Annotated in this window: 26 protein-coding genes; 6 read left to right on the forward strand and 20 right to left on the reverse strand. The window is 41.1% G+C overall.

Features of this window, described 5'->3' with window-relative positions:
• The first annotated feature begins 19 nt into the window (after positions 1 to 19).
• From BO18_RS35245 to BO18_RS30140, 6 genes are read left to right on the forward strand one after another with little or no spacing between them, the layout of a single operon-like run.
• Positions 20 to 190, forward strand: coding sequence for a hypothetical protein (locus BO18_RS35245; RefSeq protein WP_185752635.1), 171 nt, complete (start codon positions 20 to 22; stop codon positions 188 to 190).
• A 13-nt stretch (positions 191 to 203) separates the two neighbouring features.
• On the forward strand, positions 204 to 437 hold the full coding sequence (locus BO18_RS30120) for a hypothetical protein (RefSeq protein ID WP_034452462.1): 234 nt from the start codon (positions 204 to 206) through the stop codon (positions 435 to 437).
• A 60-nt stretch (positions 438 to 497) separates the two neighbouring features.
• Positions 498 to 776 carry a hypothetical protein gene (locus BO18_RS30125; RefSeq protein WP_034452464.1) on the forward strand — a complete coding sequence of 93 codons (279 nt, stop codon included), beginning with the start codon at positions 498 to 500 and terminating at the stop codon, positions 774 to 776.
• A 47-nt stretch (positions 777 to 823) separates the two neighbouring features.
• Positions 824 to 1,324 (forward strand): hypothetical protein, encoded by a 501-nt coding sequence (locus tag BO18_RS30130; protein WP_034452466.1) that lies wholly within the window; start codon positions 824 to 826, stop codon positions 1,322 to 1,324.
• 47 nt (positions 1,325 to 1,371) lie between these two features.
• Positions 1,372 to 1,575, forward strand: a complete 204-nt coding sequence (locus tag BO18_RS30135) for a hypothetical protein (protein WP_034452468.1) — start codon at positions 1,372 to 1,374, stop codon at positions 1,573 to 1,575.
• A complete protein-coding gene (locus BO18_RS30140) occupies positions 1,572 to 1,754 on the forward strand; it encodes a hypothetical protein (RefSeq protein ID WP_034452470.1) in 183 nt (60 codons plus the stop codon). Before BO18_RS30135 ends, BO18_RS30140 begins: the two co-directional genes overlap by 4 nt.
• Positions 1,755 to 1,797: 43 nt before the next feature.
• On the opposite strand, the gene BO18_RS33835 is transcribed toward BO18_RS30140, so the two are convergent.
• From BO18_RS33835 to BO18_RS30230, 20 genes are all read right to left on the reverse strand, one after another.
• Complete coding sequence (locus BO18_RS33835; RefSeq protein ID WP_051689315.1) at positions 1,798 to 3,696, reverse strand: glycosyltransferase; 1,899 nt, start codon at positions 3,694 to 3,696, stop codon at positions 1,798 to 1,800.
• Entirely contained in the window at positions 3,681 to 4,250 is a 570-nt protein-coding gene (locus tag BO18_RS30150; RefSeq protein WP_034452472.1) for a DUF1919 domain-containing protein, read from the reverse strand. The genes BO18_RS33835 and BO18_RS30150 overlap by 16 nt, the downstream gene beginning before the upstream one ends.
• Positions 4,228 to 5,013: a glycosyltransferase family 10 domain-containing protein gene (locus tag BO18_RS30155; RefSeq protein WP_051689316.1), complete on the reverse strand. Its 786-nt coding sequence runs from the start codon at positions 5,011 to 5,013 to the stop codon at positions 4,228 to 4,230. Before BO18_RS30155 ends, BO18_RS30150 begins: the two co-directional genes overlap by 23 nt.
• Positions 5,014 to 5,026: 13 nt before the next feature.
• Positions 5,027 to 5,203 carry a hypothetical protein gene (locus BO18_RS35250; RefSeq protein ID WP_185752636.1) on the reverse strand — a complete coding sequence of 59 codons (177 nt, stop codon included), beginning with the start codon at positions 5,201 to 5,203 and terminating at the stop codon, positions 5,027 to 5,029.
• Positions 5,200 to 5,340: a hypothetical protein gene (locus tag BO18_RS35255; protein ID WP_185752637.1), complete on the reverse strand. Its 141-nt coding sequence runs from the start codon at positions 5,338 to 5,340 to the stop codon at positions 5,200 to 5,202. Before BO18_RS35255 ends, BO18_RS35250 begins: the two co-directional genes overlap by 4 nt.
• Before the next feature lie 100 nt (positions 5,341 to 5,440).
• On the reverse strand, positions 5,441 to 5,629 hold the full coding sequence (locus BO18_RS30160; protein WP_034452474.1) for a hypothetical protein: 189 nt from the start codon (positions 5,627 to 5,629) through the stop codon (positions 5,441 to 5,443).
• 49 nt (positions 5,630 to 5,678) lie between these two features.
• Positions 5,679 to 6,011, reverse strand: coding sequence for a hypothetical protein (locus BO18_RS30165; RefSeq protein ID WP_034452475.1), 333 nt, complete (start codon positions 6,009 to 6,011; stop codon positions 5,679 to 5,681).
• Complete coding sequence (locus BO18_RS30170) at positions 6,008 to 6,295, reverse strand: hypothetical protein (RefSeq protein ID WP_034452476.1); 288 nt, start codon at positions 6,293 to 6,295, stop codon at positions 6,008 to 6,010. The genes BO18_RS30165 and BO18_RS30170 overlap by 4 nt, the downstream gene beginning before the upstream one ends.
• Complete coding sequence (locus BO18_RS30175; protein ID WP_034452477.1) at positions 6,279 to 6,506, reverse strand: hypothetical protein; 228 nt, start codon at positions 6,504 to 6,506, stop codon at positions 6,279 to 6,281. Before BO18_RS30175 ends, BO18_RS30170 begins: the two co-directional genes overlap by 17 nt.
• A gap of 124 nt (positions 6,507 to 6,630) precedes the next feature.
• Complete coding sequence (locus BO18_RS30180; RefSeq protein WP_034452478.1) at positions 6,631 to 6,834, reverse strand: hypothetical protein; 204 nt, start codon at positions 6,832 to 6,834, stop codon at positions 6,631 to 6,633.
• Positions 6,831 to 7,247, reverse strand: coding sequence for a zinc ribbon domain-containing protein (locus tag BO18_RS30185; protein WP_034452479.1), 417 nt, complete (start codon positions 7,245 to 7,247; stop codon positions 6,831 to 6,833). The genes BO18_RS30180 and BO18_RS30185 overlap by 4 nt, the downstream gene beginning before the upstream one ends.
• Positions 7,248 to 7,343: 96 nt before the next feature.
• On the reverse strand, positions 7,344 to 7,532 hold the full coding sequence (locus BO18_RS30190) for a hypothetical protein (protein WP_034452481.1): 189 nt from the start codon (positions 7,530 to 7,532) through the stop codon (positions 7,344 to 7,346).
• Positions 7,529 to 7,717 carry a hypothetical protein gene (locus BO18_RS30195; protein WP_034452483.1) on the reverse strand — a complete coding sequence of 63 codons (189 nt, stop codon included), beginning with the start codon at positions 7,715 to 7,717 and terminating at the stop codon, positions 7,529 to 7,531. The genes BO18_RS30190 and BO18_RS30195 overlap by 4 nt, the downstream gene beginning before the upstream one ends.
• Positions 7,714 to 7,959, reverse strand: coding sequence for a hypothetical protein (locus BO18_RS30200; protein WP_034452484.1), 246 nt, complete (start codon positions 7,957 to 7,959; stop codon positions 7,714 to 7,716). The genes BO18_RS30195 and BO18_RS30200 overlap by 4 nt, the downstream gene beginning before the upstream one ends.
• 3 nt (positions 7,960 to 7,962) lie before the next feature.
• Complete coding sequence (locus tag BO18_RS30205) at positions 7,963 to 8,367, reverse strand: hypothetical protein (RefSeq protein WP_034452486.1); 405 nt, start codon at positions 8,365 to 8,367, stop codon at positions 7,963 to 7,965.
• Positions 8,339 to 8,614 carry a hypothetical protein gene (locus BO18_RS30210; RefSeq protein WP_034452488.1) on the reverse strand — a complete coding sequence of 92 codons (276 nt, stop codon included), beginning with the start codon at positions 8,612 to 8,614 and terminating at the stop codon, positions 8,339 to 8,341. Before BO18_RS30210 ends, BO18_RS30205 begins: the two co-directional genes overlap by 29 nt.
• A 2-nt stretch (positions 8,615 to 8,616) precedes the next feature.
• Positions 8,617 to 10,422, reverse strand: a complete 1,806-nt coding sequence (locus BO18_RS30215) for an ATPase domain-containing protein (protein WP_034452490.1) — start codon at positions 10,420 to 10,422, stop codon at positions 8,617 to 8,619.
• A complete protein-coding gene (locus BO18_RS33840) occupies positions 10,419 to 11,174 on the reverse strand; it encodes a hypothetical protein (RefSeq protein WP_051689317.1) in 756 nt (251 codons plus the stop codon). The genes BO18_RS30215 and BO18_RS33840 overlap by 4 nt, the downstream gene beginning before the upstream one ends.
• The gene (locus BO18_RS30225) at positions 11,161 to 11,436 is read right to left on the reverse strand and encodes a hypothetical protein (RefSeq protein WP_034452492.1); all 276 of its coding nucleotides are present in this window, start codon (positions 11,434 to 11,436) and stop codon (positions 11,161 to 11,163) included. Before BO18_RS30225 ends, BO18_RS33840 begins: the two co-directional genes overlap by 14 nt.
• On the reverse strand, positions 11,436 to 11,846 hold the full coding sequence (locus BO18_RS30230; protein ID WP_034452493.1) for a RusA family crossover junction endodeoxyribonuclease: 411 nt from the start codon (positions 11,844 to 11,846) through the stop codon (positions 11,436 to 11,438). The genes BO18_RS30225 and BO18_RS30230 overlap by 1 nt, the downstream gene beginning before the upstream one ends.
• Positions 11,847 to 11,958 lie beyond the last annotated feature (112 nt).

The following is an 11,958-nucleotide window of genomic DNA, read 5'->3' on the forward strand; positions in this document are numbered from 1 at the left end:
ATTTAAGGAGGATCAAACAATGAAAAAATATCATGTATCAGCACACAAGACCAGCACCGGCGCTTATTTCGGAGCTTCCAGGTATTGCGACACAATCGAGGAAGCCCAGGCAGAACAAAAGGATCTTATAAGCCGCGGCTACACTGTAGAGATCTACGAAGAAAGCCCGGAAGGATTAAAGAAAGTATAAGGAGGATAACAACATGACAAAACAGGAACTCAGACACATAGCAAAACAGGCGCTTGATTGTGAATATGGTTTTAGCCCCAAATTATCAGATATCAAGCTATTAGAAGCAGACGGAGACGGCCTTTATATTTTGTTTTCGGTTAAGGGCAACGAGTACAGATTTGATTCCAGGTACTTCCCTATAGGACACGGCGCCGACAGGATCAACACAGTATGGACCGGCAAAGGAACAATCGAAAAAAGATAATAGGACAATATCCCGGAGGCCCTGAAAGCTTCCGGGAACCAATAAAAGGAGGTTAACCAAATGAAAAACGAAATCAGAAGGCAGTTAAAAAACATTTATAAGTCAATCGCAGAGTTGAACGCATACAACAAGTATAGGACCAACAGAAGCGACCTGAAAAAGATTGCTAGCGTAACTGCAAGAGTTTATCTGTTATCAGATATTGCAGACGCCGCCAGGGATGATGGCATTATAAACGGCGACGAGCTGAACGAGATCACCGACAAGTTAAGCGAAGCCCTTAGACAGCTTACGATCTTAGAGAATGAAAACCTAGCAGAGTTTAACAAGCTTGCATAATAGGACACCCGGACCGGCAGCCGGTAAACTGCCGGAGAAAGGACAAAATGAGATTCTACGGAAGTATAGAAGACGCAAACAAGGCAGCACAAACAAGGGCCAACGCCTACAGGAATGCAGCCGGATATATAAACACAGTCGCAAAGGTTGTAAAGCAGTTTGACGGCAAAGTATATAACTGCAGACTTGATAAGGCACTAAAGGAAGCCACAGAAGGCCGGGTATTTTGCAATAAAAATCAATATCTTTTTGAGATATACACCTACCCGGAAAGCCATTACAGCTTTCATATAGGACTAGCAAACATCAAAGCCGAAGACCTGACAGAAGGAAAAAGGATCCCAGCAGACAAGATAATAAAATCACTTCAGGAACATAGAGAAATGCTACTCCGGAAGGCATACGACATAGAAAGCCACATAGGAGAAATGGAGCAAGTAAGGGCCTACATCATGCAGACAAAGGAAAAGCTAGAAAATTACTGCAGATCCTTCAACACAGACTTGCGAGATATTTACAGAATCCCCTACTGCGTAAGAATTGACTAATAGGACAACGGGCCGCCGGTCCCACAACACCGGCAGAAAGGGACAACATGAGAAAATACGAGTTAGAAAAATGCTTTGACGGCTATATAATACACCAGACTGGCGACGAAGTACCCGGAAAATGGGGCTTATATCTCACAAGCACATCAAAATATGGCTATAAATGGGGCTTCGATTACACATACGCCAAGGCTATGACACTAAAAACAGCAAAAAAGCATTTAGCAATATTACAGGAGGCCACAAAATGAGAACAAATTACAACCAGGCAATCATTGACACATTATCAGGACTTGAAGCAGCTTTGTATTATGCTGCAGATGAAGCGCAAGGCGTTGAAGATCTTTACCCGGAATACAAAGAACTACACCAAGAAGCAAAGCAAATGCTTGAAAGGTTCCACTTCTTAACCGGTGCAACAATTTCATAATAGGACAGTAAAAGGCCCCTGGATCAACTCCAAGGGCTTTTTATTATGCTATTATCTTGAAAAATCCCTGTCTTTGACCGTCAACGGCCCTATTTTCTGGCACCTGGTATATTTCACCCTTCCGGACTCTTCTCTTTTCGTGCATATCGTCGAAGTCTCTTAAGGCCATGCACAGTTTGAAGCCCTTTTTAACGGTTCTTTTCTTTGTGGGCTTAGTATTTCCAAGTGTTTTGCGCCACTGCTTAACGATATTTGCGTTGTCTATGCGGTATTCAAACGGTTTTTTCTCGGAATACAAGATATCTTCTATGTTTTTGCACTCTTCTACGTTCCAAGGCACCATATAACCTTGTTTGCCAGGTTCAAAACCCAGCTCAGCCAGGACCGGAAGCGGCGTTGTGAGTGTACGTGTTCCCATTTCCCATGCCTCAACTATCGAATAGCAAAACGCTTCTTGTGAAGATAGCTGTATAAGCCAATCGGCGGCCTTAACATACGGGCCAATGTTCAAAGTTGGCGCTTTAAAGATCATGTTATGTGGTGCGCCCTGTATCGGTGCATCTGTGAAGACATACCAAACATACGGGATCCCCTTCTTTTCTAGCATTCTGGCAAGGGTCAACATTCTCTCGCCGCCTTTTTCATAGGTCAACCGGCAAGCACTAACCAGCATTAACAGCTTTTTAGGTTCTTCCGGGACTGTTAGATTGTGTATAACCTTGCTTTCAGGGCTATCAAATGACTCCGCAGCCGTCTTAGATACATAAATAACTTCGTCTGCGCTCTCTGCTGGTTCCCATTGTTCCTTTAATCTGCAAGTGTGGACTAACTGGATCTTTTTCTTGTACTCCACATTTTTAGGCAGTGGAAGGACCACACGGCAGTTAATAGCTGTATCGCATATTATTGTCTTGTTTGGGTCATTGTTCATTATCTGGGCGTAAGGGGCCAATCTATTAAACTGGTCCGGGTGCATAAGTCCTTCATGGTATAACACTAAAATGTCATAATACTTGTGCATCTGCTTACAGAAGTTGTACGTCCAAGTCTCTATACCTCCGATTGCATGGGCCGCCGCTATAAATATACATACTTGCGTCCGGATCGGCTGCGGTATCTGGTAAAACAAGTTCGTCTCCTGGCCTCTTCTCTCGGTTCCTTTAATGGGGCGTGGTGGAATTATTACAGCGTAGTTTTCCAGCTCCGGGATCTCGTTCTTGTTAGTCATTAAAATAACTTCGCTGTCCTGGTCCAGCTCCTTAAATTCGTCAATCAAGAAGGTCATATCTGGCGTTACGTGGTCGTAGTAGTAAATAATACGCTTGATTGGAACTTTACCGGCTCCGGCTCTGTCTGTTAGTGAGTTGTCGGCATTACTCCGGTAGAAATACATATACTCGCTGATAAATGCCTTCTTTTTGCCGTCTTCCTTCACTTCTCGGATAAACTGCGCGTCTTCTGCTACAGCCTTTTTAGTATTGAATCTGACTTTTCCAATCATTGACCGCTTATAGATCCTATTCCACACGCATAGATTAAACTCTGGAAAATGATCGTCAATGCTTGTTAGTTTTACGTCTGCCGGCCAGCCTCCGAAGCTTTTCCAGGATAGGTAACAATAGTCAAATTTCTCCGTTTTAGCCTTGTTTAGAATGGTTTCAATGTATTTGTCACTTACCAAATCATCTGCGTCAATAAAGGCTATATATTCGCCTTTTGCGTTATCCAATCCGGTATTCCTGGCAGCACTTGCGCCCTGGTTTTCCTGTCGGATCACTTTAGCCCATCCGTGGTTGATATTTGAGAATGGCTTTTTGCTTCCGTCGTCTACAACAATTACTTCCACTGTTGGCGTTATCTGTGGGGCCAGTCTATCAAGCAACTCAAATATATAAGGCTCCGCGTTATAACACGGGATAATGATACTTAACTTTGTTTCCATAATTCCTCCCGTCTGAAATTGCCTTCAAAGATAAAATGGTTAGGGCCGTCCGTGTTCAGGTAGCAAAGATCCTTTACTGCCGGGACTGTATAGCGGTAATGATCGCCCTGAATGTCAAAGTCCCTAGTGAATATAAACGACTTCGGAAGTCCTAAGTCCCTGAACTCTTGCGCTTCCTTCTGGTAGCGTGGGTAGTCCAAACAAAACATATACACCAGGTTGTCATAATTAAGGCGTTCTTTTCTCCGGTTCCATTTCTCTTTTGCTGCCTGGAAGTCTGTTTCATGCTGGAATAATACGGCTATATCATCCAGTCGGCCTATTGGGAAGTAAGGATCCATTTCTATAAGCCTTTTAATCTGGTTGTAATGTGCTTTAGTAAGATCCTTGTACTCTGTTAGTTCCTGACTCATGTAGTGCTTTAAGTTAGCGCAAAACTTTGGGAACTCCTCCGGCAATATTTGAAGGGCGATAGTCGGTGAATCATACCGGCAGTGCAAAGAATTATACATTTTCCAGCCGCTACAGTTATTAGCTATGATTGATAATCCCATCCAATACCCCCTTATACTCGTTATAAAACCAGTCTTCAAAGCAGTAATAGTCTTTTACTCTCTTGTAATTGTCCTCAACGGCCCTCAAATGCTCTTTGTATGTCTTCTCACAGTCCAAAATCTCTATCAGCGCCGGGATCTCTTCCGGGACTGCCTGGATTATTCCGTCAAGGTTAAAATACTTTCCTATCTTCCTGGCTCCGTAGTAAATGGGGATAGTCTTGTTAGCAAAGCAATTACAGATTTTCTCCGTAAACCAGTAATCGTCTATATAATTTTCTATGACTACCGCGAATCTATACGGTGCATGGGCGCTTATCGTGTCTATCCGGTGTCCGTTCCAGCCGTAACAGTCTATTTTATTTTCTAGCTGTCTGCATAGGTTATATCTAACGTCATGCAAAGGGCACAAATGCTTATTGCTGGATATCATTGAGATATTCTTTGTCTTTACTTGTGGATCACTGGCCCACACTCCCCCAAAAAGGATCTTTTTTGCATTCGGCAGCTTCAGAAGTTCGCTGTCATGGGTGAAAACGTATTTAAACTTGTTCGCGTTCTCGTTCATCCAGTCGTATACTTCTCCGTAAAGGCTTCTAGGCTCTATCAGTAAAGCTATAGACTGTTCAGGTGGTGTGCTGACTGTCTTTACATACTCATTCACGTAACAGTCTAGTCCTGTTGGCTTATTGGTCCATTCGATATATTTAGGCTGTTTGCTGATTGTAAAATGATCGTACTCGCTATGTAGTGTGATTTTCATAAATCCCCCATATTTACTTCAAATAATCAAACTCATGTAGCTTCTCTTGTGTTTCGTCCTTAGTCTCTGCAATAGTGTACTTGTACGGCCTTCTTAAGAATGCTTCAGGAAGTTCCTTTGCTCTTCTGCTTCTGTAGCTACTCATTTCCATACAAGCATATTCAAGACTACTCCGGACTTCCTTTCTCATTCTTCTTCGTCCTCCCAGTCCTCATAAGGTGCAAGCTGCATCAATATCCCTTCTTTGGTAATATGCACATCAAGCACACAGTTCTGATCCTCAACTACTCTCCTGGTTAATTCACAAAATAGTTCCCACGGATCCATTATTTCCCCCTTTAATCGCTAAACACTAACATACAAATGAGTAGTAGTGCCATTACTGCATAAAATACTTCATTCATTGTCTGAATCATCCTGTCTGTTTTTATTTTGTTTTAGTTGTTTGCTCCTCTGGGACATCAACTATCCAAGCATCTAAACTTTCCGAACATTTTTCGCATAAATCAAAAGCGCCATTAATCAAATCCATTCTCGTAGTTACTGTATAAATATGGTTGTTTACTTTTGGTGTAAAATACACTTTGCATCTGTCACATAATTTTGCGTTTGCCATATTAGTTCCTCCTTAACAACTCAAATCATTTAAGTTCCTGTTTTAATTCTTAATAGCTATCTTCATCTTCTACCCTTCCACCGTAATATTCGATTGCACATTGCAAAATGTACTTGACCTCACGCTCTTTTATGCAATTCTCCTCTGAGTCAATGAATGGATAGCTCCATTTCTGCAATTCGTCAATGTCCTTCCAGATCGTTTTAAGTTCAGCCACCATATCAGCCTTTAATCTTGCTTCGTAGTCGGCTTTTGGGATTGCTTCTACTATTGGTGCATTGTTGATTATTGACTTAATATTGTGTATGTTCACACGGTAATTTGGATTGGTGCTTTTTAAATCAAATTGTTTCTGTAATTCTTTTGCATTTATCAATTTCATTTTTCTCCCCCATCTTCTACCACCTCGCGAATCAACCTCAACCAATAAGGCTCTGACATTTCAAAAGCACCACCATCACTTTCCCAATCAACAATTATCTCTTTTATCTTCTGATACTTGCGCATGGTGTTGATTGCTATATTAAATGCTTCAATGACACTCTCCCAATGTTTCATCCAATCAGATTCAACATCAACATTATTAGCCTCTTCTTTAATCACCCTTGAATGTACTTTTATTTCCCAATTTAATTCCTTAATTACTTCCTCAATCGACATTCCCATAAGTCCATGCCTCCAACTTTTCTCTCTCAATAGCGATAGCTTTACCACTTTCAATAGCTTCTGTTTCCTGTATTACAACTTCTTCCTCTATCCTTGGAAGTGCTTCTTTGATAGCTTTGGCATCTGACGGATTAGCAAAGACGATCCAGGGACGTAATTGTAAATCAACTTTGTGTATTGCCTGTTTGATTTCCTCAATCGACATTCCCATTGTCTACCTCACTTCCTTATCCAAGTTACAAGTTGTCTTATCATCCACTGCTCTAGCTTGCATGGTGGAAGTCGCTTTATGATAAAACAAAAGATATAATCAAGTATTATCATCTTCCTGCTCCTTACTCGTAGATATGTATAATGGTAGGCAATTCCCCATTCTTGTAATTATCATAGACATTAGCGAATATCGTGCTTGCATCTACAAACATATCCTCGTCATTACAATCTCTGGCGATCTGCTCACATACCTTTATTGCCTGTTCCAGAATATTCTTTTCTTTATCAGTCAATGTTACTGTGGTATCTCTATATACACTACTCATTCCTTATCCTCACTTTCCTGTGGCTCAACCATCTTTGCTCCGCAATTAGGGCAATAGTTTGTTGGCTCGTCAAACAATTTATATCCGCACTCGGAACAGATAAATCTGTTTTTCCAATGGCTACCATCATGTGACCAATGCCCTGTCTTTGGCTCTTGTAGTGTTACTGAGGGCAAAGCTCTTATATCATCCATACTCTCTTGCATAGCCCAATCACCATTATGAGTGTGCCAATTGTCTTTCATCAGCTTTAATACTTCTGCTCTGCTTACACAATCCTCAACTCCTAAATCATTCTTAGTAGTTGACTCTTGCTCCTCTTCCACCTCATGCACATCAGCCAAAAGGTCATAATAAACTGTTGGCGGCATACGCAACTTATATTTATCTGTGATGATTTCGCTTATTTTCATTCCCTCACCCCCATATCACAATCAGCACCAAGGCAATCAGCGCTATAATAAAGAATCCTGTCTCGGCTATGATTAAGTCTCTGTCGTTTATCTCTCTCATTCCCAACCTCCTGAATCTCTAAAACATTCGTCATAGTCCCAGCACTCTTCCTCCGGATCGTAGTAAGGGCATTTCTCGTTGTGCTCCTCACACGTTTTCTCGCAGTAATCCTGTCTGGCAAACTTCATAGCTTGTGCATACTCAGCCATCTTGTCACGTTCTATGTCTAGTCTGGTATCGCTCATTTTTCCTCCATTAGCCACTTCATCCAGCCATTCCCCATTTCAGAACAACGCTCTTGCATAATGCAGTGATCGCACTGCCACTCGTTATCATCATGGGTCTTGTAAAACTCCTCTTCGACCATTTCGCAAAGGAAGTGTGACAGCTCCTTTTGGGTTAGGCTTTTGATGTATTCAAAATTTGTCATTTCTTCGCTCCCTTTATGAATGCCTGGGCCTTTTTCTGCTCGTAACGTTCTTTGGATCTCTGCAGAAATACTTCCCTGTTCTGAAGGTAATACTCATGCTTTTTGGCTGCTGTATCTTCCTTCTCTTCCAGTACTTTTAAAAGCCATTCTGCCTCTGCTTCAGCTATTGGCATTAGTGGCATTAAAGCAAAGTCCCATTTCCTTAGAAACTCTTTAAATATCTCTATTCGTTCGTTTGTCATATATCAAATCCTCTTACTCAGTAGATAGTAAAAATATCCCCTGACTCTTGAAAAATAGTTCCTACTACACGGCATACCCTGTTGGATAAGATCCTGGACTGAATAGTGTTCCGTAGTTCCTTTAATGATCCATTCCCATATCGTACTGTCAGCTATCATGGCTGTTGTCCGTATAAGATCCACCTTCCTCTCAACTTCAACTCTCTTCAGGGCAAGGGTAGAAGTAACGTCATATCCTCCGCTTGTCTGTACCCTATCAGAGTCATAGCTTATTGCCTTGCTGGAATCCGGTAGTGTTTCAAGTTCCTTTAACCACAATGGATAGCACCGGCAGAAATGAACAACTGTGTCGTACAACTCAGGCTCTATCCAGTATTTACTATTCTTGTTTGGCCTTCTGTACCTCATTCCCCCTCCTTTTTTCCCACGCTTTATGTACCTTCTCGATATCATCAGAAAAGACCATTGTCAGCTCAGCAGCAAAGTTTTCAAGATTAGTGCCCTTATATTCCTCTGCAACGGCCCATATTCCGTCTATGTACTTCTCCCACTCTTCGTCGGTTAATGGTCTAGCTGGCGGAAAGTATTTCTCATGCAAGACTTTTAACTTCGCTATGATCTTGTTTACTTCGTCGTGTCTTTCTTGTATTGTCATGTTCATACCTCAAATGGAAGCTCTGTCGCCTGTTCAAATACTGGGATATACCAGGAATAATCTTTGTTAGGGTTATCCCCATAGGAATATATCCTTTTAGATCTCTCGTCATAGTCCATTACAAAACCTTCTGTATTGGTATATCCAAACAATCTATTTTTCCAGACTTTAAGGCTTCTCTGCGTAGTGCTAAGTTGATCGTCCTTTTCATACATCAGAGTTATTGACGCAAGATTAGTAATATCACTGCTTCCAGCAACTTCGTCGTTTCCGTTTCTATTGCTGTTGTTCTTCCTCATGTGTGCCACCAGGACTATAACGATATTTAATGTCCTTGCTAACCTTGCCAATCGTTTTACAAATGTACTCTGTTGATCGTACTTAGACTGCTCAGTGTTCTCTTCTAGTTCTAAAGCTGTCATAAGATTGTCTATGATTACAAAATCAACTCCGCAACTATTCACGGTATCTTCGATAAGCTTTGTTAATGTCGTTGTTTCCTCTTCGTCTTGAACAATACTATCGTCATAGATATAAATATTCCCTTTCATCCAGTTATCTATGAGTACCTGGTTATTCTCCGACAACGTATACCCGTCATACCCACTCAATGACTGATACTTATAACAGTGACTTCCTCCGGCTTGCAACATAGCTATCGCCTTAAAAGCTGTGTCTGTTAGTTCTCCAGAATAAGCAAATACCTTATGCCCCTGATCTCTAGCCTCCAACATTATCTGTGAAGCAAGTACACTCTTACCTTCTCCAGCCTTTCCAGTTATAAGGGTTACTCCTCCTATAGGAAGGCCACCTTTTAACAATGCGTCAAGCTGCCTTATCCCTGTTTTTATCTTTGGTATGTCATAAGGGTTTATAACTTCAACTTCGCTTAGATCCCTTATATGCTTTATTGGCTCAGCCTGTGCATTATCTATGCAGACTTTTATCTGATCCTTGCCGTACTTCTGAAGGATTGCGTTAGCGTCCTTACAGTCCTTGTAATCCTCATATCTAACGTGCTTTATTGTTTGTTTAAATCTTCGCTTGATATCATCCAGCAAAGTCATGTGACCTTTTTCATAGTCTCCAAACACAATTATTGTGGTGAAGTTCTGGATCCAGTCCCAGCAATAAGGAACCCACGTAAAACCATTACAGCCATTTGGAACACTTACAGCGTTTTCATATCCGGCCTCTATTACAGACAAGCTATCCATTTGCCCTTCAGTAATAATCAGCGTTTTGTTGTCCGTGTTACACTGGGCCATTCCGAACAGAATCGGTTTGCCTCCGGCTTCACACCACTCCTTGTTTTGGTCTTTATCTTTGTTAAACTTCGTATTTCTGTATTTGATAAAGGCCATTGTGTTATCAGGATCCAAAAACGGAATCACTAAGATATCTGGCTTGTCAGTCTGATTAGTAATCTCGTATCTCTTAGCAACTGCTTCAGATATGCCCCGGCTTTCCAGATACTTAACAGCTGGTGCCTTTGGGATGATCTTCTCCGGTTTCTTAAAGCTCTTATACTCTTTCTTTGGTCTGTAGTATTCGTCGATCTCACTACCTAAAGAGAAGTTAAAGTCCTGGGCTAAAGTAATCATGTTTCCAGAAGCGCCACAGCCAGCACGTAAGCACTTATACATTCCGCTTCTTTTGTTTATTGCAAAGGTGTACTTGTCGTTAGTGGTATTTCCGCAATAGGGGCACTTCTTAAAATGGATTTCGTCGCCTCTTTCTTTCACTTGTATGCCCTGAGACTTGGCAAAGGCTCTTGCATCATCCGGGTTAAACTCATATAAGCTCATGCGTCATGGAAACCTTCCAGCCATTCTTTCTGCCGTGCCTCTTCTTCAGGATCTATTTCTGCCACTTTAGCTTTTACTATCTTTGGGCTATCTATGCCCCAATCTCTTAATACAAGATTGTGGTTCTTATATTTCTTTCCAGACTTCTCAATGTACTTATCTACCTTCTCAATACCTTTTAAGACTGCCGACTCTCCGTAATCATCTATAAGCCTTTTATATTCATCATCAGTTAAAAGTACGTGCTTAAATTCTCCGTACTTTGATTTCTTTTTTGGCTTATCAGATACAGATACAGAATCAGATACAGATACAGATACAGATACAGATGTATCGCTACCATATACATATGGTATAGATACCATATCCTTTTCATAGAAAATACTTTCCACATAAGCCTTAAACTCAGAACTTTTTATGTACTTTATCTGTGCTTCTACGCACTTTCTAAGCTTTGGAGATTTATTCCAGTTATACTTACCCCAGTTAAGCAGCAATACTTCTTTAGTCTCTGGATTGTATCTGATAACGTCGTGGACTTTTTCCATGCGTTCAATAAGTTTTTGTATAACCTCCTGAGTGTAGCCAGTATCAACAGACATTCTTTTAATACTGATCTCATAACACCCTGGAAGATTAGTATGCTCATTTGTCAGAAGATACAGATAGAAATATTTATCTTCCGGAGTAAACGTGTCTGATATTTTGGAATCAGTCCAAAATGTCATACTGATATTTCTATAAATTGCCATCCTCTTCTTCGCCCCCATCTGCAAAAGGAATACTGTCTATCCAGTAAACCTTCTCAACTACAGCTTGCGTCCCTTTATAACGAGCTATACACCACATAATCCGATCATCTTCAGGGAACATAGGGAAAAACTCTTCTCCAACAACCTTGTAGTTGTTATTTACAATCTTCAACACTCGTACTTTGAAACATTCTTCCAGCACTGCATCATCAGGAATAAATACAACCCCTTCATGGTGAATGCCTAGATTATCAATAAACATTAAGTGTCGTCCTCCCTTATAGTCATTGTTGTTCCCGGAAAGTTGCTGTATCTCTTTACTAAAAACAATCCGGTTATTTTGGAATCGTCCTCATAAGCAATTCCGTTCAATGCGTCTAATACTGCTTTAGCCAGGTTATCAAGATCCGGTTTCTTTTCATGCTTCATAAAACCTTCCCGGATCAGTCCTCTTTGCTTGTTGGTAAAGCTCTTCGGTATTGGCATTTGGAATACTAACTTTATCTGTATAGGGCCTTTGAACATTTTGATATCCAGCCCCTTAAAGTGTTCCGCTATAGCCTTCTCATAATCCTTAGTCTTCTTTGGAGTGTAAGCCTGTCCATAGCGTGTTAGTCTTGGTCTTCCCTTTGCTATTGGTGGAATAGGGAAAAACACTTCTTCCACTCTCATATAACCTCCTCTCTGCCCTTGCCCCTGATAAAGACAAGGGCGCTGCAAAAGTCTGATAGATTGTGATAAATTCCTTAGACTTCCGGAGTAGTTTCTTTTAGGCTGTCGCCAG

Source organism: Butyrivibrio sp. AE2032 (assembly GCF_000702965.1).